Here is a 26893-nt window from a genome sequence, read left to right as displayed (position 1 = left end):
GGTTGGTCCTTGAGAAGCGTATACCCAAGAACTGTTAGAAAGTTGTTTACGCGTTTACGCATCAGTGTCGGAGGACTGACCATGAACTCGAAAGAGATTTCGCAAGAAGACGATCCCAACGAATGGCCGCCTTACCACTACCCGCCTGCCACGCGCTTGGGCCAGGGCAGCGAGTCTGGCGGCGGCGCTGCGCTCGGCCCGTATGAAGCGCCTCGCGGGCTCCACGCCGCGCAACCATCCATGGCGTCGAGCGCGTCAGCGAGCGAGAGCGGTGGCGGGACGTCAAGCGAGGATCATGCGTTGCCGGCCGAAAGCGCCGCTTCTGGCTGCTATCGGCTGCCGCCAACGCGCCCCTCCCCGCCAGCCTCCCTGGTCGGCTCGGACTGGATGGCCGGCGTAGACGTGGACCACGAAGCGCCTGCGAACGCTCCCGAGATGGCGCCCGACGACGCGACGCCCGGCACGGGCTGCGCGCAAGCCGCGCCCGAAGAGGAATCCACACCAGCGGCGCCTCGCGGCCGGCAGCTCAAACGATCCTATGGACGCGCGATGGCGCCGATGGCCGCGGCCCCAATGCTTTTGCCGCTGGCCCACGAGCTCGACATGTTCCCCGCCTTCATGTCGAGAAGCGCCCTTTTTTCCGCCATCCGGTCCAACAGCGGGGGCTCTCACGCCGGCCCGCTTAAGGCGTCGGGAAAAGTGTCCCTTGCGCTGCAAGGGCCGCGGCTGTCGATGGCGGACAAGCGCGTTTGGCAGGCGCTCGTCAGGCTGGCCAAGCGCGGCCGCGTGGACGTGGCGGGTCCATTCGACATCGCGTTGACCGAGGTTGCGGAAATGGCGGGATTTGGGCGCGGCCAAACGCGCTCCGCTTGGGAGGCCATCGAACGGTTGGCGGCGTCGAAGGTGGATGCCGTCGTCGACGGCGTGGCCGTGAACGGATGGCTTTTGGCTTCGGCGAAGAAGGACCGGCGGCGTCGTTCGGTCGCCTTCGACGCGGCTTTCATTGAGGCGGCGTTGGCTCGCGTCCTCAACGTCGAATTGGTCGGCTCGCCGCGCGGCCGGTCCCAGCCGCCCTTGGCGCAGTGGCTTGGCGATTACTTCTTGTCCCACGAGCCCTCGGACAAAGCGCCAGACTTGGATTATTTGCGCGGGCTCTGCGGCTACGGCGGGGCGCCGAAAGACTTCGCCGCGGCATTGGAGGAGGCCATGGATGCGCTGGCGGCCTCGCGCCCCGACCTGATCGAGGGGTGGTCAATCGACAAATCCAAGCGGTCGAGCCTCAATTGGACCCTCGCCGCACGACGCGGCGGCTATTGCCCAAGGGCCAAGCATCCTCCCAAGCTCAAGGCGGTCCCCGTGCCAACGCCAGCCAGCCTCGCCATGGCGGCCGCCGCGGCGCGACGCCGCGGGCCTGCGTTATGACATTGGCTTTTAAGCCAATTCTGCGGCGCGACTTAAAGCTGGCGCGCCATGCGTGCGAGTTCCAAAGCTTTGCGCAACGGTAGTCAGTGGCGAGACGTTTTGACGCATATAAGTTTACTTCCGGTGTTTAAATCGCCGCCAGCGGTGTTGGAGTCGCCGCTGGCGGCGCTTCGCCCTATGACGGCCTCGCATGTCGCTTGCGCGGGCTTTGCCGTTCCCGGCGCCATCGCATCGCACGGCATGCTTGATTCAAAGCCGCATTCAATTCCCCGACAGCCTCGTTTAATTTGCGTGCATCGGCGTTGAGTCCGCCGCCAGCGGCGCCTTGACGGCGCCATGTTCAATGTTTTTTCTAGAACAAAGCGAAAGGTTTTGCGGAAACTGTTCCAATCGGCCTGTCGGCGTTGAATTCGCCGGTAGCCGCGTTTAAATCGCCCACATCAGCGTTGTATTCGCCGATCGCGCGCCGCAGCCGCGTTTAATTCTCCGGAATCGGCGTTTGATCCGCCGCCCGCTCTATGAGCTATAGGTTTTAATAGAACTTCAAAAACAATAGGGATGTAGCCGGCGGCCACGGACCGCGCTTGCGCGCGGCCGAGCCCGCCCCGTCGGCCGAGCGCGGCGCCAGCGCCGCTGACTTCTTGGATCGCCAAACCCATGGCGACGGGCCCGACGGGCCTCGCCGGCAAGGCGGGATGAACGGTTTTTCGCGCCGTTCGTCAGCCCGTTCGCACCGCGGAATTCGCACCGCGAATTCGCATGATCTGCTCGATCAACTCTGTTAGGAAATCAGAAGATGGCGAATGGACATTACAGAAAACGAATTTTAACTAATCATAACAATAATAAATGTTTAAATTGAACAGAAATTTGGCGGAGGAGGGCAACATCAGGGGCATCGAGTTTTTCGTCTCTGTTCCCACCTGCCATGAAACCGCCACTTGCGCCAACTTCCTGTTTGCGAGGTAGTTTATTTCGTGCCGTTCGCAACACCGCGAATTCAACCGCAATGTCAGTCTTCCAATCGTCACGCCGTTCGTCGATTTCTCGGAGAGTCAAGCCTGATCGTCAGCAGCAACAACAACAACAACAACAACAACAACAACAACAAGGAAAATATTTCATGGGAATCAAAATACTTAAACTCAGCAACGGCGATGTCAGATTTGAGGCGGACGTTCGCATCCAAGGCGTTGATCGCAAGACCGCGACGTTCGACACCAGGGACGCGGCCGAGGAATTCATCCGCTCCGTAACGGCCGCGGCAAGGACAGCCAAGCGTTCCAGCGCGGTTTACCGCTTAGCGCAAAAGGCAAAAATCGGAGGCCAGCGAACATACGACCGCGCCTTGCTCGCCGACGTCATCGCGGCCTTCGTCGAAAGCCCGAAATGCTCAGCGCGATGCGCGAAAGACCTCATCCCCGTCGTCAACCTTATCGGGAAGGTCACGGTCGAACAGGCCAACGAAGCTTGGACAGAGAGCTACGTGGCAAAAGCGCGCGTGACAAAAACCCATATCGGCACGGCCTACTCGTATAGCACTATACGAGGCCAAGTCGCCAGCCTCATCGTCGCGTGCAAATGGTGGGCCAAGCAAAATGGCGTCCGCGATCCCATCATTGAAATTTCGACAGCGTGCTTTCCAAAAAATTGGGAAAACAAGCGCGATCGAAGGCTGGAAGACGGCGAATACGATCGCATTATGAATCGAATCAGCCATCGACGAAATCACAGCGCCCATTGGCGTTGCCTCGTCGACCTCTGTTTGGAAACAGGCGCGCGACAACAGGAGCTTGTGCTTGCCCGTTGGAGCGAAATGACGCGCGACGATCAATTATGGAAGATCCCGGCCGAGCATACGAAAAAGAAGAAAGAACGCCGCGTTCCCCTTTCTGGCAAAGCGCGGGCGATTATCGTCGAGCTTAGGTCGCTGCGGCAGCCCGGGGACGAGCGCATTTTTCAAGTTTTTCCCAAGCCAAACTGGGTCTCCCATCATTTTGGCCGCATTGTCAAGGCCACAGGCGTCGTCGACTTTCGATTTCATGACCTGCGCCACGAAGCGATCAGCCGGATGTCCATCGACAAGCCGAAGGCTCCAATCAAAGCCATCATGGAAATCGTTGGCCATCAGACTTATCAAGCCTTCACGCGATATTCGCACCTGCGCGATGACGAGCTCATCGGCTTGCTCGACTGAGTCGCTCGACTGCCAACACCTCCTTTGTCGCAAGACACCTCCCGCCAAATTTTCGGCCCGTCTTAACGGGCCGTTATTTATCGCGGAACCGCAATTTCGTCAGCATAGTAGCTGGGAGGGCATCGATGATCGACCAGAATGACAATACGCTCGAAGCCGAACGGGCGCGGCGCAAGCGTGAGAAAAACCAAGCTTTTTACGCGCGCAGTAAATCCCAAACCGAGCATGTCCTGCTCAGACTCGGGAAAGGCTCGCTGGCCCTGCTGGACGCGGCGCGCGCCGGCACGGGAATGTCGAGATCAGCCTATATCGATGCCTTGCTTCGATCGAACGCTTGCGCTGTTCGCCCGGAGCTGCCGTCCACCCGCGCCCCTTCCACCAAATCTATTGGCGACGAGTTCGAGGCCCTATTCGGCGAAGGAGCTTAGGCCATGCTGTCGATCACGAAGATCAACTCGTCCGCCAACCAAGCCAAGCGAGGCAACGCTGGCGGATATCTGCATTACCTGGGCGGCCCGTCCACGTCGACAAAACAGCGCGGCGACTTCGACGACTATGCTCGCGGCGAGGCTAAGCAAGCCGGCCCACCGCCGACATGGGCATGCATCGGAGCCGGTCGGCTGGGCCTTTCGGGCGTCGCCGAAGCCGAGCAGGTGGAGCGGCTCGCCCAAGGCTTTCATCCTCTCACCGGCGAGCCGCTCGTCAAAGGCGCCGGCGACAAACATGTCATGGGCCTGGACATGACGTTTTCCGCGCCCAAAGACGTCTCCGCCATCTTCGCCGGGGCCGACAGCGCGACGCGCGACGCCGTGGCGCAAGCCGTCATGGACGCCGCCAGGACCGCCCTCGCCCACGTCGAGACCGAATGCGTCACTCGCCATGGCAAAGCCGGTGCCACCAAACGCTTCGCGCGCGCCGCGGTCGCCGCGTGCTATCCCCATTTCGCCAGCCGAGCGCTCGAGCCCCAGCTCCACGTGCACGGGTTCCTCTTCAACCTCGGCAAGCGCGAAGGAGACGAGGAGTGGAGCGCGCTGGAACAACGCGCGCAGTTCGAGCGCAAAATGGCCACGGGCATCCTCTTCCGGGTCGAGCTGGCCAGCCGCATAAAGGCGCTTGGCTTTGAGGTCGAGCCGGCCGGCGCATACTTCACCATCCGCGGCGTCGACCAAGCACAGCGCGACGCTCTCTCCTCCCGGTCCAAACAGATCGCCGAGTATGTCCGCCAGTGCGGGATGCTCGAAGTCGACGGGGCCGCCGCCCGCGAGGTGGCCGCCCTCAACACGCGCGCCGCGAAAGCCGAGCCGCCGCTGCCGGAGCTGCTGGCCAGCTTTTCGAAGCAAGCGGCAGATATTGGTCTCACGCCCGCGAGCGTCTCCGCCATGCGCGGGCCTGCCCCGTCGGTGTCGGCGGTCGCATCCATATTGGCGCCTGAAAGCCCGGCGTCGATCGGCCTCGATCTCCTTGGCGCGCCGCCGACCGGAGCCGACCCAGCGCCTTTCTCCATCGACCATGGCGCGCTGATGGAGCGGCTGATGGAGTCCCAGTCGTGCGCGACCTCCTCCGACGCCCTTGCGGCGATCTGCGAGATGGCGATGGGCCAATGGGATGCGGCCGAATGCATCGCGGAGCTGGATCGATTCCTCGCCTCGCCGATCGCGGTCAACCTAGGACGCACCGAACAGCTCAATGAAGTGTTCACGTCCAAGGCGACGCTGGCTACCGAATCTAAGTGCTCGGACGCCGTGAGCCGAGGCGCCGACGATCAAGGGCACCGGTTAGGGCGAGACATCATCGACCGCGAGTTTGATCGCCTCGAAGCGGAGATATCCGCCAAGATCGGCGCGCCGGCGTCGCTGGCCCAGCAGCGCGCCGCGGCGGCCCATGTAGCTTGCGAGACGGGCCGCCACGCCTTCGTTGAAGGCTGGGCCGGCACGGGCAAGACGACGATGCTCAAAGCCCTTGGCGAAGCTTATAAGGCGTCCGGCTTCGAAGTCCTCGGCTGCTGCCAGTCCGCCGCCGCCAGCCAAAACCTCGCTCGCGAGACGGGCATCCCGTCGCGAACTATTGCGAGCCTGCTCCACGCTCTGGACAAGGGCAAAGCCCACTTGGGTGAGAAGACGATCCTGATCCTCGACGAGGCCGGGATGGTCGGCTCGAAAGAGTTTTCGCTTCTGCAGCGGGCGATCATGGACGCCGGCGGCAAGCTCGTGGCCGTCGGCGACCCGAAACAGCTTCAACCGATCGCCGCGGGCGGCATCTTCCGGACGCTTTGCGAGCGCCACGGCAAAGCCGAGATCTCGAACATCCAGCGGCAGCGCACCGACTTTGCCCCCCTGCTCGACTGGCTGCGAGGCCGGGGCGACCTGACCAAGGCCGCGGCCGTGGCGCTGCGCGCCCTTCCCGAAGACGCCAGGCTCGCCGCCCTCGAATCGATGTGCGCCCATCAGTCCAAGCTCGCCATCGCCTTCGGCCGATGGCGCGAACGCTACGACCACCAATGGCTGCGCGACGCAGTGCGCAAATTCGCCATGGGCGATGCCAAGGAGGCCTTGTCGATGCTCGACGAGCGCGGCCGCTTGAAGCTGATATCTGGCCACGCCGCCATGGTCGACGCGCTGATATCCGACTGGGCCGCCGACAAGGCCGCGCTACCGGCAAAGACGATGATCGCGGGAACGCGGGCGGAAGTGCGGGAACTCAACGACAAGGCGCGCGCGCTGCTGATATCCGCTGGCCAAGTGCGCGACGCCGAGGGCTTGGATGCCGAAATCATCCATCGCGACGAGACGCGCGAATCGAAGCGCTTCGCGCCTGGCGATCGTGTGGTGTTCACCAAGAACGACAAGGACGTCGGCGTCGCCAACGGCGTCGCGGGGACGATCGTCGCGATCGAGCGCGCCATGTTCACGCCGCTGCTGCGTATCGAGCTCGACGACGCGAACGAGCGCGGCGACAAGGTCGTGATGGTTCCGCCGGCCTTCGGCCGCTTTGACCATGCCTACTGCCTCACCAACCACAAGAGCCAGGGGCGCACCTTCGACTCGGCCTATTGCTTGGTCAACCCGTCGATGGCTGACCGCGAGTGGACCTATGTGGCGGCGAGCCGCTCCCGCTTCTCGACGACGATCTATGCCAATCGCGGCGCGCTCGCGCCGATCGACATCGATTCCCACCAGGCTCAGGCGACCGAACCTGGGGGCGAAGACCGCTCCGCCCTGGTCGAAAAGCTCGCTTTCGGCATGTCCAGGAGCCGCGGCAAGGGGACCGCGCTGGACTGGACTCCGGAAGCCGAAAACGGCGGAATCGCGCCCTCCACGAAGGCCAAAGTCTCCCCATCGGCCGCGGCTCGCTTTCTGGCCGCGCTTTCGGCCAAAGCCACGCGCAGTCGCGGCGCCGCACCTGAACGCTGACGAGTCTTCGCGCCGCGATGCCTGAACCATGCTTTGGCCACGACATAAGCTAGCGGCCGAATCTTAAATCACCCTGCCCCCGTCGAGGAGATGCCATGGCCCTCAAGCGAAGCGAAGCGAGCTTAAAACGTGCGCCGGCGCGCCCAGCAAACAAAAGGGACCGGGAGGCGGAAACCGAAGCTGGCGTCTTGTTGGCAGGCAGCGACGCGGCTTGGACGCGCGACGCCGTGACATTTCGACTAACCGAGCAGCGCAAACGGGAACTGCGCGCTTTGTCGCACGACGGCGGCGAGTTGCCCTCACCGACGGCAGCTTTGGATCAGGCGATCGAACTGGCCATCGCCGCGCGGGCGCGTGAAGCCGATCACCAACCTGTCGCCGGCCGCGACGAGCCCGACATCGCCGCGCTGGCCGACGAGCTGCGCGACGCAGCGCGCGCCCTTGCCGGCGCGGCGAGCGGGTGGCAGGAGATCCGAGCGCAGCTCGCGCGCGTCGCCGCCGACTGCGCGGAGCTCCGCGCGGCGATCGCTTCCGCCGCGATGCTCGCCGACGGCGTCCCTGTCGGCGAGACCGACGCTCCGGCGCCGCTCAGGGAGTGGCTTGAGCGGCAGGCCGGCCCCGCGACGGCTTGGCTTGTCGTCAAGGCGAGCTGGCTCGGGAAGCGCCCAGCGAGCGCGGGGCTTTCGACTTGGGAGTTTGAGGCGCGCGAGCTTGGCCGCGATGGGCAAGGTCACGCGTCCCAGGCTGAATCCTGCCGAGTGTTGCTCGGCCCCGCGCCGGCAGATGGCCCCCTTGCGAGGCTCGACCGCGACGGCGGCTGCGTCCTTTCGTGCGCGCGCAACGGCCAAGGATGGAGGGTGTCGCTGCGCTGCGCCTTGGAAGGCGGCAAGCTCGGCGAGGCGTTCGCCGAGCTGTCGATTTGAGGGGCGCGCTAAGCGCGCACCGCGCCCGCACCGCGGACAGGTGCGTCTGGTGTATAACCCAAAAGGCATGAATTCCCCCAGCCTCCAAACAGGGCTTGCTGCCCATGCCCAATCCACGCATCGGCGTCGCAAATGCGATACCATCATTGAGTCGTCCGCGAGAGCTGCCGCGCAGCGAGCCATTGTGGCTTATGGCGAATCGCCTGAACCCGCCGTTGCTTTTCCGTCCTCGCCCCAAAAAGCAATCTCCACTCCTCGCATTTTCAAAAAGATACGAATATAATTATTTTGATAATTTATGTTCGTTAATTTCTTGCCCCTAGCTTCGATGAATGCGCGCGACAGGGCGCCTGTTCGGAGACAAGATGAGCAACATGTCAGTGGGGTCAACTTGGAAGAAATGGGATCTGCATGTCCATACGCCGGCGTCCATCGTGCACAACTACGAGGGAAATCAAGAAGAGGCGTGGGAATCGTTCTTAACGGATCTTGAACGCCTTCCGCCTGAATTCAAAGTCATCGGCATCAACGACTACCTGTTCGTCGATGGCTATGAGCGAGTTCGGCGCGAGAAGGCTTCGGGACGCCTCGCCAACATCGACCTCATCCTGCCCGTCGTCGAGCTGCGGCTCGACAAATTCGCCGGCGTCGTAAAGCGGGACAAGGACGGGACCTATTCAAAGTCCGACTGGAACCGGATCAATCTCCATGTCATTTTCGACGCGCTCGATCCGGACACCATACGGCAACAGTTTTTGTCGGCCCTCGCGCCGTCGTATGACTTGGTCCCGTCGGCTGCGGACTACAAGGGCCGCTGGAATGCAGTAATTTCGCGTCAAAGCGTTGAGCAGCTCGGCGAGCTGATCATCTCATCCGTGCCAGAGGACAAACGCGAGGCCTATGGATCTCCCCTGCAAGAAGGCTTCAACAACCTGTGCGTGAGCATGGAAAAGGTGATCGATGCCCTGGACAATCACAACTTGAAGGATCGCTTCCTGATCGCCGTGGGCAAGACGGAGTGGGACAACATGAAGTGGGACGACCAGTCTATCGCCGAGAAGAAAAACGTGATCAACCGGGCGAACATCGTCTTCACCGCCGCCGAAAGTCCGGAGAAATACGAGCAAGCGCGCAGCAAGCTTACCGAATCCAAAGTCAACAACCTCTTGTTGGATTGTTCTGACGCCCACGCGACCAGCGACAACGATCACAAAGACCGGGTTGGCAACTGCTTCACATGGATCAAAGCCGACGCCACCTTCGACGGGCTGCGCCACGCGCTCACCGAGTTCAAGGATCGAGTTTTTGTCGGCGACCGGCCGCCAAAGCTGCGTCTGGCCGACCAACATCGCACGAAATACGTTTCGCGCATCAAGATCGGAAAAAAGGCCACGGCTGGCGATGGCCCTCACTGGTTCGACGCCGACATCCCGCTCAACCATGACCTGGTCGCCATCATCGGCAACAAGGGCAGCGGCAAGAGCGCGATGGTCGACATCCTTTCCCTCGCGGGAGGGACCAAGAACGGCGAGGGATTTTCGTTTCTGACCCCCGATCGCTTTCGCAGCCCCAAAACGAGATTCGCCTCGCGCTTCACGGCGGCTCTGACTTGGCACGACGGCAGCGCGACGGAGCAGGCGCTCGATCTTGATCCATCCACAACCTCGGTGGAGAGGGTCAAGTATTTGCCGCAGAAATACGTCGACACTTTATGCAACGAACTGGGCGAGCTGGGCTCTGGAACGTTCGACGCCGAGCTTCGAAAAATCATCTACACCCACGTCCCGGAAGAGGACAGGCTTGGCCACGCGTCGATGGACAAGTATCTCGAATTCAAGGTGGCCGAGATCGCTCAGGAACGGGCGCGCCTCGCCCGAGAGCTCACGAAAGTGAACGCCGAAATCATCGCAATCGAAGGAAGGATGTCGGACGAATTTCGCCAGACTCTCGTGGCAAAGATCGATGCAAAGAACGGGGAGTTGATGGCGCATGATGCATCAAAGCCCATCCAAGTCGAAGATCCCAGCGCCTCAGAAGCATCCCAAGCCGAGTCCAGCGAGGCTTCCGCACGCATTCAGGAGCTTGAGGCCCTAGATGGCCAGCTTCGCGCGGAAGAGACTTCCGCACGAGATCGTAAGATCGTCGTGACTAAAAAGCAGGCCACCCTGATGCGCGCCGAGCAAGCAATCGAGAACCATCGCAAATCGCATGCTCAATTCATGTCCGAGCTTGACGTCTTGCTCCAAGAAGCGAGCGCCGACTTCACGTCCGCCGACCTGGTTCAAATGTCGATCACCATGGCGCCAATTCACCACCTGCTGGACTCGGGAAAAATGGAAGCGGAATTTCTCGACGCGACGTTGGGAGGAGACCTCGAAGGCAGCATTCCGAAGCGGAGGGAGGCGCTGGAACGCGACATCGCGGCCGCGAAGGGCAAGCTTGGGGAGCGCGCGCGGCTTTTCGTCCTCTACAAAGAAGAGCTCGGGTCATGGGAGCGTCGCCGCGCCGACTTGATCGGCGCCGCCGATAAGCCCGACAGCTTGACGGGCCTTCAGGCTGAGCTTGCGGGCCTCGCCGACCTGCCCGCGCAGCTCCAAGCGAGCGCCTCGACCAGAAGCGAGATGACGCGTTCGATTCACGCCCTCATCGCGCAAACGGTGGAGGAATACCGGCGCCTCTACGCGCCCGTTCAAGCGTTCGTGAAATCCATCGAAAGCATGGACATGCCCCTCCCCCTCGGCTTCGACGTTCGGATCGAAGAATCGAGCTTCCAGGACGACTTTCTCGACAACGTCAATCGGCAGTCTCGGGGAACGTTTGCGGGGGTGGAGGAAAGCTCGACGCTCGTCCGCAATTTGCTGCGCGAGGCGGAGTTCTCGTCGGCTGAAGGCTCCGTCGAATTCGCGGAAAAAATCGATCGCATGCTCCGCGCGGACCATCGCGATACGGGCGACATGCGGCCGACGAAATTCGCCGATCAGTTGAAAAAAGGGCGTCAACCGAACGAAGTCTTGGACCACCTCTACGGACTCAATTATCTGGCCCCACGGTATTCGTTGACGTTCAACGGGCAGGAAATCAGCCAGCTCTCGCCAGGCGAGCGAGGGCTGCTTCTGCTGGTGTTCTATCTCTTGGTGGACAAAGACGACATCCCGCTTGTGATCGACCAGCCCGAGGAGAACCTCGACAACCAAACGATCTATCGCGTGCTCGTCACCTGCATCAAAGCCGCCAAACAGCGCCGCCAAGTCATCATGGTCACGCACAACCCGAACTTGGCAGTGGTGTGCGATGCCGAGCAAATCATCTATGCGACCCACGACAAAGCGACCAATCGCTTCGCCTACATCTCGGGCGCCGTGGAGTCGCCAAAGATCAAAGAATGCGTGGTCGAAATTCTCGAAGGCACCGAGCCAGCTTTTAGAAATCGTAAGCAAAAATACGGCTTGTGATGCTTGATATCCGCTGCGTTCCTTGCGAACGCAGCGGGTCTTTGCCAGGCGTCGCGCTCCATTGAACGCTGGCGGGACAGGGGTTTTCAAACAGGCTGTCTTACCAGCGCTTGCTCGTCCAGTTCTTGCCGAAGAATCTCGGCCCAGCGCGCTCGGTCCGCGGCGTCGAACATCGAAACGCGCCACAGCGGATGCTCGACATCCTTCATCGTCAAAAACAGTCCAGTTTCGCGATCGGCTTGCATCGATGCGGCAATGTTCTGCGAGCCCGCCGCGATGGTTCCGCTCACTCCGTATCCGACTGCCCCGCCCGCCCGGCTGACCTTTCGGACGTCCCACTCCCGCACGTCGTCATAGCCATAAATTTTGGATTCGCCACCGGCTGAGACGGCAATCCGCCGCGTCCGCGAGTTCAGCACGATCGCGGTGTTTCTCTCCGAGTGCGCGAAGTTCGAATCGAAGGGAATGCCGACGGCTTCGCATGCCGCCGCTTTGAGCGTGTCGGCGTCGCTTCTGGCCGACTTCGCCCTCGAAGAGAACATCCAGAGCGCCACGCCAATCGCGACAACCGTCCCGGCGCCTGCGGGACCGGCAGCCAAGGTCGCGAACAGAAGGCAAACAAGGGCTCCAACAATCGTCAATGTCGCTTTCATGCCAGTTCCTCATTTGTTGGCGAGATTGACGAACCAAAGGCGCTGGTCTCCATCGAGGGGCCCTCGATAGCCCATGGCGAGAAACATCTCGCCGAACAGATATCCGCCGTTGCCGTAAAGCGCGCGAGCCTCTGGCGTGTCGAAAGGGATGAGTTGCGACGGCACGCGAGGACCCGCGGTGCGGACCTGCTCCGAGCTGATCGACACTGGGGCCATGAGCGAACGGTAGTTGCGCAGGGCTCCCATGGTCAGCCGGCTTCCGTCAGCCTTGAGATCGCCATTGCAAAGCGCGACGCCGTCGACGTTCTGCGACTTCTTGTTCGACGTCCAGATCACCGCGTCGAATTTGATGCACTCCGGCGGCCGGGCTAGGTTGGGCGTCGTAGAGCCCGGCATTTGCGTCTGATACCGAAGGTTTGGCTCGCTGACCAGCGTGTCGGAGTAGTCGATGATGCGAATGCTTACGCGTGGCCAGTAGTCGCCGGGCCTTGCAATCGGGTGGCGCACGAACAGGCCCGCCAAGGGCGTCTCTTGGATACGCTTGCCAGCCCAGCGAGGTTCAGCTGGATGGGCCTCCTCGATCATGACATTGACGGCGTTGATCGACGCCATCTTGCCTTGTCGTTGGGCCGCCGGCTGAATCGGATGCGACGATGCCGTCGCGCCAACGGGACTGAGCGCTCCACTCAATGCTTGGACCGCATTGTTGAAACTCGGTTGGGCCATGGAGCCGGCCGTTTGAGCGCAGCCGGCCAACGCCATGGCCGCCAAGACGCAGATTGCAATGTTTGATTTCACGTTTTTTTCCTATTCAAAAGATAAAAAAAAGCGAAGCGCGATGCGCCTCCGCAACGAAGCTTCGGCCTTTACGCCTCCGCAGCGCGCTCGTTCACCTCTTGCCGCAAGAGTTCCATCCAGCGCTCGCGTGTGCGCAAGTCGCGCATCGCGACGCGCCATGTCGGGCAGTCGAGATCGCGAAACGTCAGGAACAATCCAGTGTTGGCCCGCGCGTCGCGCGCCATCCTCGCATTCGCCCCCGCTGCCATAACGCCATTGGCGACTCCAAAAGCCGGCGTCACGCTTCCCGCGCGCTCTTCGCGAATCGTCCATTCGCGCAACTTCTCGTAGCCATAGGTGCGATAGGCTCCGCCGCTAAGGACGCCGACGACCCGCTGATCGCGATTGATCGCGATGCCAGTGCCGTTCTCGCTGTGATCGAAGCCGCGCCCTGGCGTGACGCCGATGTCGTCGAGCATTTTCTTGTGCGCGGCTTTGCGCCGCTTCGATCGATCCATCGCAAACCAGACCAAAGCTGCGGTCGGCGCCCACCCGATAGCAAAGACCGTGATTTTGGCAAGCCCGCCCGGTGCGAACGGCGCGAACACAGAAACGATCAATCCCCAAACCACGAACACTCCCGCCAGCAATCCCATCGCTATCTCCTATGACCGCGGCCAAAGCGCCACCCTGCAGAAACGCATACTAAACTAATTTAGTTGACACACAACTTTTAAAGTCCTTCAAACCGTGGAGTGGAGACTCGACCATTGGAGTCGAGGAGATTTCATGCAACATCCACTTCATTCATCGTCCCACGACACCGTGCCCGCAAATGTCTTGGACATTCGCAAAGCCATCGGCCATTCGATCGCCCGGGCTCGCCAAGACGCCGGCCTGACCCAAGAAGCCGTCGCGGAGCGCCTTGGCATCGGCCCGGAGGCCGTCTCTCGACTGGAGCGCGGCATCGGCTCGATCACGGCCGAACGCTTGGTCGTGCTCGCCGAGATGTTTGGCTGCCGGTCGGACCAGCTGTTGCTCGGCGCGAGCTCCCGCCCCGACGATCAAGCCGCCGCGGTCGCCCAGCTTCTCGATGGCTTGGCGCCGCGCGAGCGCGTATTCGTGCTTGAAAGCGTCGAGCGTCTCGTGGACTTCTTGCGCCAGGGCGGCGAGCGCCAGCCGAAAAGGCCCTGACGCGCAGCGCCATCAATCCACGCCTGACTTAGCCGCGAGGTTATAGCAACGTAGATGGATTGAATTGAATCGGCGCGACAGCGAGCTGAACGCTAAGCGCCGGCGGATTTTGGGAATGGGCGCGACGCGATCGCGCCCACGCGGCGACAAAGTAGGCGTCGAACCTTAAAGTTCGTCGAAAGCCGCGCGGTGCATCATCTGCCCGTGCGGGCGCCCATAGGGCAGGCGCGATTCGAAGCCGTCCGCCTTGCGGTCGTCGCGCGCGATCTCGACAAGCATGGTCGGCGTCAAGCCGCACGAAGCGCGAAACGAGCGGCTCATGTGCGCCGCGTCGGAAAAGCCGCAGTCCGCGGCGATGCTCGTCAGGGTGTGGCCGGAGAAGAGACCGGCCGTGGCGCGCATCATTCGGTCGGCGCGGCGCAACGCTTGCGCCGTCAGCCCCACATCGCGCAAGCTTCGCTCAAGAGTCCTTTTATGACAGCCCAGCTTGCGAGGCAAAAGCGAAAGCGGCGCGAGCCAATCGTCTTCGATGGCGCGCGCCACGTCCGCCCCAATCCCATAGCCGCGGCCAAGGATTTCCGCGAGGTGCGAAACCGAAAGCGGCCGCGACAGACACGTCCCGCCGCTTTGCACGTGCTCGATGACGCTCGCGGCGACCGTCAACGTTGCGGTCCTGCAAGGGCTGGGGTCGTCTGCGAGCGTGCGCAAGTCGCGCGCCGCGGCGAGCCGCCTCACGCCTCGCTGGCCCTGGTCTTTAATGTCGACGCTGGTGCGCACCGCAAGGTTGGCCGTCGCGTTGTAGAGGTTGTAGCCGCGCAGAGCGCTCTCGGCGCGATTAAGGTTGGCCAAAAACGCGATCGCCGGATTGAGGTCGGTTTCGAGAAAGTCGCGCACCAAGCGCTGGACGCCTTCCTCTCCGATCCCTTCTCGGGCGCGGGCGCGCCCGGCGGCATGGTAGCGCGGGTAAGCGAGATGGCCATCCACCGCGTGCGACACCGCCGCGGCGAAGCGGCGGTCCGCGCTCCATCCCGCCTCGGCCTCCAAAGCGTGGACGACAACGTGGTAGGCGAGTGGCTCCTTCAATCCGCGCTTTCTTATCGAGCGTTGGCGGCAAGTCCTCATTGGAGCCGCAACCGACATGTATAAATATTAATATCATCGCACACACGGAGCAACGAGTTGGCGCCGCGTTGGAACTGCTGTGCTGGCAAGAGCGAGCTGCGTCGCCCGCCGCCAAAGCAAGCGCCACTGCGAAGAATGACACAGGGATCGATCAAAAGCTTGAATTGGCGCGACAACTCCCGCGCGTCCAGCGCAAGCTCTGTCGCGCGGATTCAAGCGAATTTGTTGTCATTTCTTTACGCTCAACCCTTTCAAACCGAAAACCGAAAGGGACCTCATGAAAGCAAGACCAACGCGCGTCAAAGCCGCCCTCCAAGCGGCCTTCGCGATCTCGCTCGCCTCTTCGTTGAACGCCGCCGCCACACCGTTGACATGGAATGCCGCGTCGGACTTTTCCACGTCTTCCTCCGCTGGCGAAGCGTGGTCCTACGGCACGACTGGGATGTCACTTGACGGCGCATTCAACCTGTTCACGCAGGCTGACTCCCTCCCTGGTTACAGTTATTGGAGCGGTCCCTCATACGCGCAGATCGGCAAAGCAGGGCCATCTGGTTTCGCTTCGGGCACCGTCTCAGTTCCGGCAGGCTCCCTCAATGTCAGCCCTGGCGCCAATGGCGAATACGTCGTGTTGAGGTTCACAGCCCAGTCGGCCGGATCGTATGCGATCGACGCCGCGTTTTGGGGCGACGACTTCGTCGGGCCGACGACCACCGACGTCCACGTGCGCCTCAACGGCGCGGACTTGTTCGGTGGCGCAATCGCGAGCTTCGGCAAGGCCAACGGCCTCTCGTGGTCGGGGCCAGTCGTGTTGGCGGCGGGACAGGCGATTGACTTCGCGATCGGCTTCGGCGCCAACAAAACCTACAACTACGACAACACAGGGCTGGATGTGACGGTTGCGCAACTGGACGCTAGCATCCCCGAACCGGGCACGCTGGCTGTCACGTCCTTGGGTTTTGGACTGCTCGCGGCATCGCGGCGCAAGTCGCGTCGCGGATCGGTCGCCGGTTGAGAGAACCGGACTGGGATCGCAAGACCGACGCCCGCTTGACTCCGGCCGCTTGGCCAGGATTTGAGCGGGCGCCGATTATGCTTTCGGCTCAGTCGACTGCGCGCCCAGTTTTCGCGCGGCGATCAGGTCAAACACCTCCGTGGCGAAAGTTTCGACAGCTTCCGCCAGATCGCGCGCGTCTTGCTCGAACACCGCGACCGGATTGCCATCGCGCCCGCATCCGCTTCGATGCACTATATCGTGGCGCTTCGACAATGCTTGCTCGAAGACGCCAACCCCTGGCAGTTTCACGCCGAGCCCGAACCTGAATAGCTGCGCGACTTTGTCCCAGCGGTGCCATACTAGGTTTTGCAGGTAGGCGAGCGTGCGCGCCTCGATGGCGTTGTGCTCTTCAAAGATGTCGCCTAGCTTCATTGGCTGGTCTTTGAAGTCCGGCATGCGCGTGACAATTCCTTTGAGGACGTCGCGATCGCGCTTGACCCAGTAAACCATCGTTTCCCAAAGATACGCCTCCAACGCCGAGATGGCCGCTCCAAACACCAATTTGGGCAACTGAGCCATCGCGGCGGGCTCCCCGCGAAGTTCGAAGATGCTCAGGGATTCACGCAGCCGCGCGGCCAATTTCCAAAGCGGGTCGACAGGCCTGTCGAAATCGAACGCGAAGATCTGCGCGAAGTCTTCTTGAGGTTCGACAATCGGCTCCCACCGCGCTCCGGCTTTGAGATAGAGATCCGCCGCCAAAGCGCCGATGGCGGCATCGTCGGCCACGGCGCCGAATCGCTCTCGCAAGAGTGTTCGTGGGTCGCCGCCCCAAACGGATTCTCCCATCCCAGCGCTCCATGCGGTTTCAGCATCCGGAGCGAAGTAACGGGCGAGAAACCAGCGGCGCATCAACTCAATCTGCTCGTCGCCGCTCGCGAGATGCATGTCGGCGTCGGCTGGTTCAAAAGGAGCTGACTGGGGCCAGTCCGCCGGCCAGCCAAGCTCAGTTTGCGATCGCTGGGAGCCTTCTCGTTCGCAGCTCATCTGCGGGCCTCGGGACGGCGAGCTTCCGATGCGATCTCGGATGCTTCCACGCCGGCCTCCGCGCGCAGCAACTCGGAACGCAGGACGTTTGAAACGGCGCCGGCCAAAGTTCGGTGGCTCGCCAAGTCGCTCCACGTTCGGGCCGCGGCGTCCGCCACGGGAAGCCATGCGATTTCATACATTCCCAGTCGCTCGACGACGGTCCCCACCAGCGCCGCTTCGACCATGCCAACGACCTGGCCATGGGCGTCGACCCAGAACGCTTCCTCGCGCGCGAGGTCGGCGACGGACATGAAAAGCTGGCCTTTCCGAACAGCCGCCTCCACGGTCGAGGACACTTTGTTCGCTCGCATCCAGGCAAGCAAATCCGCTTTCTCGTAGAGGCATTTCTGGTTTGACCCGACCGATCCGCGGCCGCCTCCTTGGATGTAAGCCGGACCGGTGCCCTTGGCCCTCATAGATTCCAGCGCGCTCACCGAGCTGCGCAAGAAGATCGCCGCTTCGCTTGTGGTCAAAGCCACCGCGTCCGGGAGCGCGTGCAGTCTCGCGAGCGCGTCCAAGTCTGCTAAACGAGTGGAATTCATATCCGTCCTTCGTTCCGGTTACGACCGCAGTTTTTGATGGCGAAAGCCTGCCGCGTTCAATGACGTTGCCCCGACCTCTGCATTGCCGAGGCTGCGGTCGTGAAACGCTCTCCCCTAGCCCTCGCCAGCCTCGGCGACTCGACATCCGGTAATCCCAACGAACTTCTTGCTTTCGCTTGACATTCGCTTTGGAGCGCAGCAAAACGCTCAACAGGAGGCGGCCATGGACGAACAGGAACAAGAGCGCAATTCAAAAACCATCGAGCAACGCATCGCCGCAGTGGAAGACTGGCTGGCGTTGATCACCGATCAAAAGTTCCCTGGAACACGGGACCTCGAAGGCTTCAAACGAAAATTGGCCGAGCTAGCGCAATTCAAAAACCGCAATGCGATAGACTCCTGACGCTTCAACGCTCCAAGAGCTTTAGGATTTGGGCCCCGACTCCCCAATTCAGTTCGTTGAATCTGTCACTTTGGAGCTCGTCGCCTTTTTTGTTCAGCTCCGCGACGGCGGCGCTGGCAGGGCCCAGTTGATTGAGTATCGCTTTCACCGCCAATTGCAGAGCTTGAATTTCGGTTTCGGACATTGCTCGAACTCCTAGAAAAATTGTCGAAATATTTTACTTCATTGTCGAGAAGTTAAATCTTTTTTTGGCCTGCCCGAACGAGGCTTGGCCGCTCGACTAACGTGAGGCTCCGGCGCTGGCAACATTGGCCAGTCGACTGGTTTGAGCGCGTTGTAGACGTTGGGCGCCTTGGCCAGAATTCCCTGCTCGATCCGCGTCATCCATTCGGTAAGCAACGCCCACTCCGGTTTCGTGTAGGTGTCGGTCACGTTGGCGTCGGCATGGTTGAAGAAGCGCTTTCGAATGCCTTCGGGCACATCCAACGACTCCATCACCGCCCCAAACGACCGCCGCAGGTCGTGGCGGGTGAGCTTGTCAATCCTTGCCTCGTCGCGCAACGCGTCGAGAAGCGTCGTCGCGTCCGAATAGTGACCGCTCTTCGATTTCACGCTGCGCGCCGGGAAGACGAAGCCGCGCGACTTGATCTCGAATCCGCGCCGAGCGCACTCCTCGGCCGCCGACACCTGTCGCCGCCGCAAAAGCTCGGTCGCCATTGGGCCTAACGGCAAGCGATGATTGCGGCCGTTTTTCGTGTTTGCGAAGAAGACATGGGGTCCATGCTTTTCGTCGCCCTCGAAGTTCACGTGGCTTACCACCATGCGCTCTTCGCGCGACAGCAGCTCGCCCCACTTGCATGGCGCGTGCTCGGACTTGCGACATCCCCAGAGCAACATGAGGATCAGATAATGGACGCCGGTTTCGTTGTCGTTGACCGCGCGCTTGGCCCAGGCCACTTCCAAAAACTCGCCCACCGTCTTCGAAGGCGTCAGTGGGTTGCGCTTGCCTTCCTCTTCGCGCGCCGCTTCGATCTGCTCGCGCGAGCGGAATGCCTTGTTGATCGTCAGGATCATGAATGGGTTCGCTCGAAGCAATGGTTCGCGGCCGGCCGACGCGGCGTCGAGCTCTTCCATGCCCATGCACCAGCGCACGGCCGCCGAAGCCCAGCGAAAGGCTTGCTCGTTGGCGGTGGGGTGGGCCGACTTGCCGACCTCAAAGCGCTGCTGAATTTCGTCCGGGGTCAGCTCTTTGATGCGCTTGTCCATCCACTTCCAGGCGGCGAATTTGCGCGCGGCGCGGTCCGCGACACGTAGCGTTTCCTTAGTTGCCGGCCGCTGCGTGCGCGTCGCAAGATGATGCCTATATTTTTCGAACGCGTCTCCCAGCGTCAGCTCGGCGGCGGAGCGCTTGCGCGCAGTCTCGTTGGGATTCGCGCGCGTCTCGACGATCTCCAACGCCATCTTGCCCGCTTTGGCGCGCGCGTTCGACAACGCGCTCTTGGTGTCGGCCATGAAGTCCGCGACGTTGCCCACCGTAGGCATGAAGGATTTGCCATGAACTTTTCTGCGGATCACGAACGTCTTCTTCTTCGCGACGCGGACGCCGAACCCTGGCGGCGCTTCCTGACTCGAGTCGTAGACGATGTAGTCCTTCCCGCTAGGGTTGGGCTCGAACAGCAGCTCGCCCTTCGCGTCGATTCCCACAGGCTTGGAATCCAGCCGCAAGCGCTTGATGAGCGCCATGGTCAGTTCAATTTTCATCGCCGCTCCCTGAACGAAATCAGTCCCCGGCGCGGGGGACTGCGCAAAAAGATTAACGTATAATTCTGTCCTCGTTGTCGCTCGGCCCATGGGGGACCAAAATCCGTGTCAAAACTCCTTGTTTTTCAATGAATTACAAGTCGAGAAGACCGCCGGGGGACTGAAATGAATTATATAGAAATTTTTCCCTCTTTAGTTCCCTCCTCGCACCCATCAACCGCTGGGCAAACAATGGCAAACGAGGGCACACTAAGGCAAACGAAGGAACCGAATTTTGCGCAAGTCGTTGAAAAATATGAAGATTGACACTCGCAGGGAATGGCAACGATGAGCGCAGTTTTGCAAGAAAAAGTCACGCCAATGATGCAGCAGTACCTCCGTATCAAGGGAGAGTACCCGACCATGCTGGTCTTCTACCGCATGGGCGACTTCTACGAGCTGTTCTTCGAGGATGCCGAGAAGGCTTCGCGCATCCTGGGCATCACGCTGACGGCGCGCGGGACCTCCAACGGCAATCCGATCAAGATGGCGGGCGTGCCCTTCCACGCGCTCGATCCCTACCTTGCCAAGCTGGTGAAGCTGGGCGAGTCCTGCGCGATCTGCGAACAGATCGGCGATCCGGCCCTGAGTAAAGGCCCGGTCGAGCGCAAGGTGGTGCGCGTGGTCACGCCGGGCACGCTGACCGATTCGGACCTGCTGCCGGAGAAGGCCGAGCGCCCGCTGCTGGCCGTGTGCACGGTCCCGAACCGCAAGCATGTCACCACCGGCCTCGCGTGGCTGTCGCTGGCCAGCGGCGCGCTGCGCCTGATGGAGTTCAGCGCCGATTCTAAAAACGCCGCGCTGCGCCTGGTGCAGGAACTGGAGCGTATCGCGCCGGCCGAGGTGCTGCGCGCGGACGCTCACGGCGGCGACATGTTCGAGGAGACGAGCATTGGCCACAACCAGCGCGTGCCGGAATGGCATTTCGAGGTCGTGCACGGCCACAAGGCGCTGCTCGACCAGTTGGGCGTGTCGACCCTGAGCGGCTTCGGCTGCGATGGCCTGGGCGCCGCCTTCGGCGCGGCCGGCGCGCTACTGCGCTATGCCCAATCGACCCAGGGCCGCGGCCTGCAGCACGTGAAGAGCCTGTCCGTCGAATCGGAGAGCGAATTCATCGGCCTGGATGCCGCCACGCGCCGCAACCTGGAGCTGACCGAGACCATCCGCGGCACCGATGCACCGACGCTGTTTTCGCTGCTGGACGGCTGCCGCACCGCGATGGGTTCGCGCCTGCTGCGCCACTGGATCCACCATGCGAAGCGCGACCAGTCGGTGGCGCGCGGCCGCCACGAGGCGATTGCCGCGCTGGCCGAACACGATGCGATGGCGGCGATGTCGGGCACCTTGGCCCACGTGCCGGACGTCGAGCGCATCACTACCCGCATCGCCCTGCTCACCGCGCGCCCGCGCGACCTGGCCTGCCTGCGCGACGGCCTGAAACAGCTGCCGGTGCTGCGCGAGTCGGTGGCAAGCTGCTTCATCCCCGGTGACTCGTGCCTGCTGCGCGACATCCATGAAGCCATCGCGATTCCCGAGCACTGCCTGGACCTGCTGGTGCGCGCGGTGGCCGAGGAACCGGCCGCTATGGTGCGCGACGGCGGCGTGTTCGCGCGCGGCTTCGATGCGGAGCTCGACGAGCTGCGTGCGCTGTCCGAGAACGCTGGCCAGTTCCTGGTCGAGCTCGAGGCCCGCGAGCGCGCCCGCACCGGCATCGCCAACCTGCGCGTCGAGTACAACCGCGTGCATGGCTTCTACATCGAGGTCACCAACGGCCAGGCCGACAAGGTGCCGGAAGACTACCGCCGCCGCCAGACCCTGAAGAACTGTGAGCGCTACATCACGCCAGAGCTGAAGGCCTTCGAGGACAAAGCCCTGTCGGCCCAGGACCGCGCACTGGCGCGCGAGAAGCTGCTGTACGACCTGCTGCTCGCCGACCTGGCCCCGCACATCGCCTGCCTGCAGACCGTCGCGCGCGGCATCGCGCAGATCGACGCGCTGGTGGCGCTGGCCTCGCACGCGGTGCGCAACAACTGGTGCAGGCCGCAGCTGGTGGCCGATCCGTGTTTGACCATCGTCGAAGGCCGCCATCCGGTGGTCGAGAACCAGATCGAGCGCTTCATCGCCAACGATTGCAAGCTCTCCAACGACCGGCGCTTGTTGCTCATTACCGGTCCGAACATGGGCGGTAAGTCGACCTTCATGCGCCAGGTCGCGCTGATCACGTTGCTGGCCTATGTCGGCAGCTACGTGCCGGCGACCAGTGCGGCCATCGGCCCGATCGACCGCATCTTCACCCGCATCGGCGCCTCCGACGACCTGGCCAACGGCCGCTCCACCTTCATGGTCGAGATGACGGAATCGGCGGCGATCCTGAATGGCGCCACCGAGCACTCGCTGGTGCTGATGGACGAAGTGGGCCGCGGCACCTCGACCTTCGATGGTCTCGCACTGGCCTGGGCCATCGCGCGCCACCTGATCGACGCCAGCCGCAGCTTCACGCTGTTCGCGACCCACTACTTCGAACTGACGCAGCTGCCGGAATCGCATCCGAGCGCGGCCAATGTGCACCTGTCGGCGGTCGAGCACAAGGACAGCATCGTGTTCCTGCACGCGGTGCAGGACGGCCCGGCCTCGCAGAGCTACGGCCTGCAGGTGGCCCAGCTGGCGGGCGTGCCCCCAAGCGTGATCCGCGCCGCGCGCAAGCACCTGGCGCGCCTGGAATCGCAGGCGCTGGATGCGACGCCGCAGCTGGACCTGTTTGCCGCCGCGCCCTGCGACGACGACATGCTGGCGGAAACGCCGCTCGATGCGGCGCCCGCCGCGGCCGCGGTGCAGGCGGTGGCGGAAGAATCGCCGGCCCTGACCCTGCTGGATGCGATCGACCCGGATGCACTGACCCCGCGCGAAGCGCTCGAGCGCCTGTATGAGCTCAAGCGCCTGGCCAGCGCGTAATGCGAACGACTAGCCGGCGCCTGAGCGTCCTTCTCGCCGCCGTCCTGCTCACCAGCAGCGCGCTGGCCGCGAAGAGCGCGAAGAACGTCAAAGCCGACGACGACACGCATCGCTTTGCCGTCATAGGCCACAGCCTCGGCGACGGCTTTGGTGCGCGCCTCAAGCAGGCCATTGACGAGGCCGACGACAAGTCGACCGCCTTCGTCATCGTCACCGGCATCAAGGGCGCGAAGGAAGCCTGCAGCGACAAGCTGTACCAGCAGCGCCGCGAGCTGGTGGCCGATGCGCGCCGGCCCGCCATCGTCGTCCCCACCGCCAGCGACTGGACCGGGTGCCGCAACAGCGCCGGCCGCACCAATGCCATCGAACGCCTGAACCGGATCCGCGAACTGTTCTACGCCGAGCCGCAATCGCTGGGCGCGCGCAAGCTGCCGCTCACGCGCCAGTCGATGAGCCCGCGTTTCCGCAGCTATGCAGAGAATGCCCACTGGTCGGTCGGCAAGGTGCTGTATGCGGCACTGAATCTCCCGGCCAACAACAACCACTACCTGACGGAAGCGGGCCGCAACAGCGAATACGAAGACCGGCTGGTGGCCAACCGCTTCTGGCTGAACCGCCTGTTCGCCATCGCGAAGCGCGACAAGCTGGAAGCGATCGTGCTGTTTGCCGAGGGCGACTTGAAAGCGCTGTCGCAGCCGACTGGTTTGCGCGCTCTGCTGCGCCGCGCGGTGCCGGACAACGACGGCTTTGCCGAGACGCGCCGCCAGGTGCTGGCGCTGGCGCAGAAATTCCCGGGCAAGGTGCTGCTGGTAGACAGCGCGCCGCTGGCAAAGGGCGCAAAGCCGGCGATCGAATGGCGCGGCAATCTCGGCCATCTGTCGGTCGGCAAGGAAGAGATCGAGGTGACGGTGGACCCGGCGCGCAAGACCCTGTTCAAGGTCGGGGAAGCGGAGGATGCCGGCGAGAAGACCAAGCCGGAAAAGCAGGAGAAGCAGGAAGAATCACGCCATCCAAAAGCGATCAAATGAGCAGACGCAAAAACGCACGGGCCGCAATCAGCGGCCCGTTTTCACATCCGCTGAATCAGTTCAGCGGCTGGCTGCGGAAGTGGTCGCCTTCCTCGCCGTCGTCCATGTCCTCATGGCCGTGGTGGTGGCCATGGGCGCCATGCACGTGGCCGTGGGCGATTTCTTCTTCGGTGGCGGCGCGCACGTCGATCACCGACAGTTCGAAGCGCAGGGCCATGCCGGCCAGCGGGTGGTTACCGTCGAGCACGACCTTGTCGTCCGCGACTTCGGTCACGGTGAAGATGGTCGGCTCTTCGTCGCTGCCCTCGGCCATGCCTTCGAACTGCATGCCGACTTCCAGCGGTTCCGGCAGGCGCGAACGCTCTTCCACCTTCAGCAGGCTCGGGTCGTAGTCGCCGAAGGCGTCTTCCGGCTCGATCTGGATGGTCGACGAGTAGCCCACTTCCTTGCCGTCCAGTTCCTCTTCGATCTTCGGCAGCGTGTTTTCGTAGCCGCCGTGCAGGTACACCATCGGCTGAGCGCCGTCTTCGATCAGGTTGTTCTGGGCGTCGGACAGCTTGTAGTTGACCGATACCACCGTGTTCTGGGCAATCTTCATTGCGCTTCCTTTCGTGATTGAGGCTCGGATTATACTCCCTGCCGCGACGCTGCCTTTCAGTGGCAGTTTATAATGTCGCATGAAAAAATTACAGCTCCTCGGGAACATCACTCCCGCCCAGTTTCTCCGCGATTACTGGCACAAGAAGCCGCTGCTGATCCGGCAGGCGATCCCCGATTTCAAGCCGCTGCTCAAGTTCGACAAACTGGCCGAACTGGCCAGGCTCAACCACGTCGAATCGCGCCTGGTGACGCTCGCCGATGGCCAATGGGACATGCAGCACGGCCCGCTCCAGGAACTGCCGCCGCGCAGCCAGCGCGAGTGGACCATGCTGGTGCAAGGCATCAACCTGCACGACCCCAGGGCCGACGCACTCCTGCGCGAGTTCCGCTTCGTGCCGGACGCGCGCCTGGACGACCTGATGGTCAGCTTCGCCACCGACGGCGGCGGCGTCGGTCCCCACTTCGATTCCTACGACGTTTTCCTGCTGCAGGCCCAGGGCCGGCGCCGCTGGCGCATCGGCGCCCAGCAGGACCTGAGCCTGGTCGAAGGCCTGCCACTGAAAATCCTCGCCAATTTCGAGCCGGAAGAGGAATTCGTGCTGGAGCCGGGCGACATGCTCTACCTGCCGCCCCACTACGCCCACGACGGCGTGGCCGAAGGCGAGTGCATGACTTATTCGATCGGCTTCCGCTCGCCCTCCTTCCAGGAACTGGGCGAAGCCTTCCTGCAGTTCATGGCCGACGCGATCGACCTGCCGGGCCGCTACGCCGATCCGGACCTGCAGCCGGCCAAAAATCCGGCCGAGATCCCGAAGGAGATGCTGAGCAGCATCACCGAAGAATTGAACAAGGTGCGCTGGGACGAGGAAGACGTCACCATCTTCATGGGCGAATACCTGTCCGAGCCCAAGCACAATGTGTTCTTCACCCCGGTCGCCAAGCCGCTCACCGTCGGCCGCTTCATGGAGCAGGCCGCCAAGCGTGGACTGAAGCTGTCGCCGAAGACGCTGATGTTGTACCGCGGCAAGCACGTGTTCATCAACGGCGAATCCTTTGCCGTAGGCCGCGCCGACAAGACCGTGCTCGACGTGCTCGCCAACCAGCGCGGCCTGGGCGGCGCGATGCTGGAGCAGGGTTCCGATGACGTGCTGGAAGCGCTCTACACCTGGTATTCCGACGGCTGGCTCGAGCTGGGCTGATCATATGGAGATCCTGCGCTTCGATACCCGGGCCGAGTTCCAGCGCCAGCAGCGCGCGGTGCTGGAGCGCGCGCAGGCTTCGCTCGCGCTGTTCGATCCGGATTTTTCGCTGTTCGTGCTGGGCGAACCGGACGCCGATGCAATCCTGCGCCGCTTCCTCCGCGGTGGTGGTACGCTGCGCCTCGTGATGCACGATCCCAGGCATATCGAGCGCAACTGGCCGCGGTTCTTGCGCCTGTTGCGCGAACATGGTCACCGGATCGAATGCCGGGTCACGAATCGCGGGATACGCCAGCTCACCGACTCCTTCTGCATTGCGGACGGTGTGCATCTGGTGCGGCGCTTTCACAGCGACCATTTGCGGGGCGAAGCGGCCTTTGATGCGCCGCAAGAAACGGAAGTGCCGCGTGAGCGTTTTGCGGCAATCTGGGAGGAATCTCAGCCCGGCCTGCACGCCACCGTGACCGGCCTTTGATACTGAATTTCCCTATGAAACTGATACATATGGTACTGTTACAAGTTGTAACAATATGAATGTTGTTGTTACCTACAATAGTTTCAGGATAGCATGTGTTTTCTATTGCGATTCAGTAAATTTGGCTATAATATCGGGTTAGGAAGATTCCGTTACGGTAATTCCTAACGAGCGATAATTACCGGTAATTATTCATCGCATTAGACCTACTTCCCTTTTGAATTAACTAAGGAAAAACCATGAAAAAATCTCTGCTGATCGTTTCCCTGCTGGCTGTTGCTCTGGCTGCTTGCTCGAAGAAAGAAGAAGCTCCTGCTGCCGCTCCGGCTGCTGAAGCAACCGCTCCGGCCGCTCCGGCTGCTGACACCACCGCCGCTCCGGCTGCTGCTCCGGCTGCTGACGCTACCGCCGCTTCGCCGGCTGCTGCTGACGCTGCTGCTTCGGCCGCTTCGGCTGCTGCTTCGGCCGCTTCGGCTGCTGCTGACGCTGCTGCCGCTGCTGCTGCTCCGGCTGCTTCGAAGTAATCTGCATTACTTCAAAAAGAACCGGCCTGCGGGCCGGTTTTTTTACGCCTGTACTATTCACCACGCCATTCCTGCAAAAACGAGAATGTCGTATTTACGCGGGCAATAAAAAAACCGGCCAGCAGGCCGGTTTTTCTCTG

23 protein-coding genes are annotated in these 26893 nt (G+C 62.2%); 14 read left to right on the top strand and 9 right to left on the bottom strand.

The features are described from left to right. Positions 1-81 precede the first annotated feature (81 nt). From LQV39_RS12230 to LQV39_RS12205, 6 genes are all read left to right on the top strand, one after another. Positions 82-1422 (top strand): hypothetical protein, encoded by a 1341-nt coding sequence (locus LQV39_RS12230; RefSeq protein WP_230025843.1) that lies wholly within the window; start codon positions 82-84, stop codon positions 1420-1422. Between the two features lie 1009 nt (positions 1423-2431). Further along, the gene (locus LQV39_RS12225; RefSeq protein WP_230025841.1) at positions 2432-3619 is read left to right on the top strand and encodes a site-specific integrase; all 1188 of its coding nucleotides are present in this window, start codon (positions 2432-2434) and stop codon (positions 3617-3619) included. A gap of 125 nt (positions 3620-3744) precedes the next feature. Beyond that, on the top strand, positions 3745-4047 hold the full coding sequence (locus LQV39_RS12220; protein ID WP_230025839.1) for a hypothetical protein: 303 nt from the start codon (positions 3745-3747) through the stop codon (positions 4045-4047). A 3-nt stretch (positions 4048-4050) separates the two neighbouring features. After that, the gene (gene mobF, locus LQV39_RS12215) at positions 4051-7029 is read left to right on the top strand and encodes a MobF family relaxase (protein ID WP_230025837.1); all 2979 of its coding nucleotides are present in this window, start codon (positions 4051-4053) and stop codon (positions 7027-7029) included. 95 nt (positions 7030-7124) lie between these two features. After that, complete coding sequence (locus tag LQV39_RS12210; protein WP_230025835.1) at positions 7125-7952, top strand: hypothetical protein; 828 nt, start codon at positions 7125-7127, stop codon at positions 7950-7952. Between the two features lie 365 nt (positions 7953-8317). Beyond that, positions 8318-11404 (top strand): TrlF family AAA-like ATPase, encoded by a 3087-nt coding sequence (locus LQV39_RS12205; protein WP_230025833.1) that lies wholly within the window; start codon positions 8318-8320, stop codon positions 11402-11404. A gap of 86 nt (positions 11405-11490) precedes the next feature. Here the strand turns inward: LQV39_RS12205 and LQV39_RS12200 are convergent, their stop codons facing one another. The 3 genes from LQV39_RS12200 to LQV39_RS12190 form a co-directional block, all read right to left on the bottom strand. Further along, on the bottom strand, positions 11491-12057 hold the full coding sequence (locus tag LQV39_RS12200) for a DUF4755 domain-containing protein (RefSeq protein ID WP_230025830.1): 567 nt from the start codon (positions 12055-12057) through the stop codon (positions 11491-11493). Between the two features lie 9 nt (positions 12058-12066). Further along, positions 12067-12855: a hypothetical protein gene (locus tag LQV39_RS12195; RefSeq protein WP_230025828.1), complete on the bottom strand. Its 789-nt coding sequence runs from the start codon at positions 12853-12855 to the stop codon at positions 12067-12069. 68 nt (positions 12856-12923) lie between these two features. Continuing rightward, positions 12924-13490, bottom strand: coding sequence for a DUF4755 domain-containing protein (locus LQV39_RS12190; protein WP_230025826.1), 567 nt, complete (start codon positions 13488-13490; stop codon positions 12924-12926). 133 nt (positions 13491-13623) lie between these two features. Between LQV39_RS12190 and LQV39_RS12185 the strand changes: the two genes are divergently transcribed. Further along, the gene (locus LQV39_RS12185; protein ID WP_230025824.1) at positions 13624-14028 is read left to right on the top strand and encodes a helix-turn-helix domain-containing protein; all 405 of its coding nucleotides are present in this window, start codon (positions 13624-13626) and stop codon (positions 14026-14028) included. 165 nt (positions 14029-14193) lie between these two features. Here the strand turns inward: LQV39_RS12185 and LQV39_RS12180 are convergent, their stop codons facing one another. Next, positions 14194-15111, bottom strand: a complete 918-nt coding sequence (locus LQV39_RS12180; RefSeq protein WP_230025822.1) for a helix-turn-helix domain-containing protein — start codon at positions 15109-15111, stop codon at positions 14194-14196. A 316-nt stretch (positions 15112-15427) separates the two neighbouring features. Between LQV39_RS12180 and LQV39_RS12175 the strand changes: the two genes are divergently transcribed. Next, complete coding sequence (locus tag LQV39_RS12175; protein ID WP_230025820.1) at positions 15428-16162, top strand: PEP-CTERM sorting domain-containing protein; 735 nt, start codon at positions 15428-15430, stop codon at positions 16160-16162. 75 nt (positions 16163-16237) lie between these two features. On the opposite strand, the gene LQV39_RS12170 is transcribed toward LQV39_RS12175, so the two are convergent. Together LQV39_RS12170 and LQV39_RS12165 are read right to left on the bottom strand one after the other, a co-directional pair. Further along, complete coding sequence (locus LQV39_RS12170) at positions 16238-17089, bottom strand: hypothetical protein (RefSeq protein WP_230025818.1); 852 nt, start codon at positions 17087-17089, stop codon at positions 16238-16240. Positions 17090-17184: 95 nt separating this feature from the next. Beyond that, on the bottom strand, positions 17185-17772 hold the full coding sequence (locus LQV39_RS12165) for a helix-turn-helix domain-containing protein (protein WP_230025816.1): 588 nt from the start codon (positions 17770-17772) through the stop codon (positions 17185-17187). Positions 17773-17995: 223 nt separating this feature from the next. Here LQV39_RS12165 and LQV39_RS12160 point away from each other — a divergent pair, with 223 nt between their 5' ends. Next, the gene (locus LQV39_RS12160; RefSeq protein WP_230025814.1) at positions 17996-18175 is read left to right on the top strand and encodes a hypothetical protein; all 180 of its coding nucleotides are present in this window, start codon (positions 17996-17998) and stop codon (positions 18173-18175) included. Positions 18176-18179: 4 nt separating this feature from the next. Here LQV39_RS12160 and LQV39_RS12155 read toward each other — a convergent pair whose 3' ends face one another. Both LQV39_RS12155 and LQV39_RS12150 read right to left on the bottom strand, forming a co-directional pair. Continuing rightward, a complete protein-coding gene (locus tag LQV39_RS12155) occupies positions 18180-18359 on the bottom strand; it encodes a hypothetical protein (RefSeq protein ID WP_230025812.1) in 180 nt (59 codons plus the stop codon). Positions 18360-18397: 38 nt separating this feature from the next. Then, a complete protein-coding gene (locus LQV39_RS12150; RefSeq protein WP_230025810.1) occupies positions 18398-19936 on the bottom strand; it encodes a tyrosine-type recombinase/integrase in 1539 nt (512 codons plus the stop codon). A gap of 360 nt (positions 19937-20296) precedes the next feature. Here LQV39_RS12150 and mutS point away from each other — a divergent pair, with 360 nt between their 5' ends. Together mutS and LQV39_RS12140 are read left to right on the top strand one after the other, a co-directional pair. After that, positions 20297-22927: a DNA mismatch repair protein MutS gene (gene mutS / locus LQV39_RS12145; protein ID WP_230025808.1), complete on the top strand. Its 2631-nt coding sequence runs from the start codon at positions 20297-20299 to the stop codon at positions 22925-22927. Then, entirely contained in the window at positions 22927-23955 is a 1029-nt protein-coding gene (locus LQV39_RS12140; protein WP_230025806.1) for a hypothetical protein, read from the top strand. Before mutS ends, LQV39_RS12140 begins: the two co-directional genes overlap by 1 nt. 55 nt (positions 23956-24010) lie before the next feature. On the opposite strand, the gene LQV39_RS12135 is transcribed toward LQV39_RS12140, so the two are convergent. Continuing rightward, positions 24011-24553, bottom strand: a complete 543-nt coding sequence (locus LQV39_RS12135) for a peptidylprolyl isomerase (RefSeq protein WP_230025804.1) — start codon at positions 24551-24553, stop codon at positions 24011-24013. 79 nt (positions 24554-24632) lie between these two features. On the opposite strand from LQV39_RS12135, the gene LQV39_RS12130 reads away from it, so the two are divergent. The 3 genes from LQV39_RS12130 to LQV39_RS12120 all read left to right on the top strand — a co-directional run bounded on the left by LQV39_RS12130 (position 24633) and on the right by LQV39_RS12120 (position 26753). After that, positions 24633-25754, top strand: coding sequence for a cupin domain-containing protein (locus LQV39_RS12130; RefSeq protein ID WP_230025802.1), 1122 nt, complete (start codon positions 24633-24635; stop codon positions 25752-25754). A gap of 4 nt (positions 25755-25758) precedes the next feature. After that, a complete protein-coding gene (locus tag LQV39_RS12125; protein ID WP_230025800.1) occupies positions 25759-26229 on the top strand; it encodes a hypothetical protein in 471 nt (156 codons plus the stop codon). Positions 26230-26468: 239 nt separating this feature from the next. Continuing rightward, positions 26469-26753 (top strand): hypothetical protein, encoded by a 285-nt coding sequence (locus LQV39_RS12120; protein WP_230025798.1) that lies wholly within the window; start codon positions 26469-26471, stop codon positions 26751-26753. Positions 26754-26893 lie beyond the last annotated feature (140 nt).

The organism is Massilia sp. Bi118, assembly GCF_918697865.1.
Lineage (GTDB): Bacteria > Pseudomonadota > Gammaproteobacteria > Burkholderiales > Burkholderiaceae_D > Telluria.
This window is presented reverse-complemented; position numbering and strand designations above follow the sequence as displayed.

What these genes read in the sequence shown, in the direction of transcription:
- LQV39_RS12230 (WP_230025843.1), top strand. Translation starts at nt 82, where the DNA reads ATGAACTCGAAAGAGATTTCGCAAGAAGACGATCCCAACGAATGGCCG.
- LQV39_RS12225 (WP_230025841.1), top strand. Translation starts at nt 2,432, where the DNA reads ATGTCAGTCTTCCAATCGTCACGCCGTTCGTCGATTTCTCGGAGAGTC.
- LQV39_RS12220 (WP_230025839.1), top strand. Translation starts at nt 3,745, where the DNA reads ATGATCGACCAGAATGACAATACGCTCGAAGCCGAACGGGCGCGGCGC.
- mobF (WP_230025837.1), top strand. Translation starts at nt 4,051, where the DNA reads ATGCTGTCGATCACGAAGATCAACTCGTCCGCCAACCAAGCCAAGCGA.
- LQV39_RS12210 (WP_230025835.1), top strand. Translation starts at nt 7,125, where the DNA reads ATGGCCCTCAAGCGAAGCGAAGCGAGCTTAAAACGTGCGCCGGCGCGC.
- LQV39_RS12205 (WP_230025833.1), top strand. Translation starts at nt 8,318, where the DNA reads ATGAGCAACATGTCAGTGGGGTCAACTTGGAAGAAATGGGATCTGCAT.
- LQV39_RS12200 (WP_230025830.1), bottom strand. Translation starts at nt 12,057, where the DNA reads ATGAAAGCGACATTGACGATTGTTGGAGCCCTTGTTTGCCTTCTGTTC.
- LQV39_RS12190 (WP_230025826.1), bottom strand. Translation starts at nt 13,490, where the DNA reads ATGGGATTGCTGGCGGGAGTGTTCGTGGTTTGGGGATTGATCGTTTCT.
- LQV39_RS12185 (WP_230025824.1), top strand. Translation starts at nt 13,624, where the DNA reads ATGCAACATCCACTTCATTCATCGTCCCACGACACCGTGCCCGCAAAT.
- LQV39_RS12175 (WP_230025820.1), top strand. Translation starts at nt 15,428, where the DNA reads ATGAAAGCAAGACCAACGCGCGTCAAAGCCGCCCTCCAAGCGGCCTTC.
- LQV39_RS12170 (WP_230025818.1), bottom strand. Translation starts at nt 17,089, where the DNA reads ATGCATCTCGCGAGCGGCGACGAGCAGATTGAGTTGATGCGCCGCTGG.
- LQV39_RS12165 (WP_230025816.1), bottom strand. Translation starts at nt 17,772, where the DNA reads ATGAATTCCACTCGTTTAGCAGACTTGGACGCGCTCGCGAGACTGCAC.
- LQV39_RS12160 (WP_230025814.1), top strand. Translation starts at nt 17,996, where the DNA reads ATGGACGAACAGGAACAAGAGCGCAATTCAAAAACCATCGAGCAACGC.
- LQV39_RS12155 (WP_230025812.1), bottom strand. Translation starts at nt 18,359, where the DNA reads ATGTCCGAAACCGAAATTCAAGCTCTGCAATTGGCGGTGAAAGCGATA.
- LQV39_RS12150 (WP_230025810.1), bottom strand. Translation starts at nt 19,936, where the DNA reads ATGAAAATTGAACTGACCATGGCGCTCATCAAGCGCTTGCGGCTGGAT.
- mutS (WP_230025808.1), top strand. Translation starts at nt 20,297, where the DNA reads ATGATGCAGCAGTACCTCCGTATCAAGGGAGAGTACCCGACCATGCTG.
- LQV39_RS12140 (WP_230025806.1), top strand. Translation starts at nt 22,927, where the DNA reads ATGCGAACGACTAGCCGGCGCCTGAGCGTCCTTCTCGCCGCCGTCCTG.
- LQV39_RS12135 (WP_230025804.1), bottom strand. Translation starts at nt 24,553, where the DNA reads ATGAAGATTGCCCAGAACACGGTGGTATCGGTCAACTACAAGCTGTCC.
- LQV39_RS12130 (WP_230025802.1), top strand. Translation starts at nt 24,633, where the DNA reads ATGAAAAAATTACAGCTCCTCGGGAACATCACTCCCGCCCAGTTTCTC.
- LQV39_RS12125 (WP_230025800.1), top strand. Translation starts at nt 25,759, where the DNA reads ATGGAGATCCTGCGCTTCGATACCCGGGCCGAGTTCCAGCGCCAGCAG.
- LQV39_RS12120 (WP_230025798.1), top strand. Translation starts at nt 26,469, where the DNA reads ATGAAAAAATCTCTGCTGATCGTTTCCCTGCTGGCTGTTGCTCTGGCT.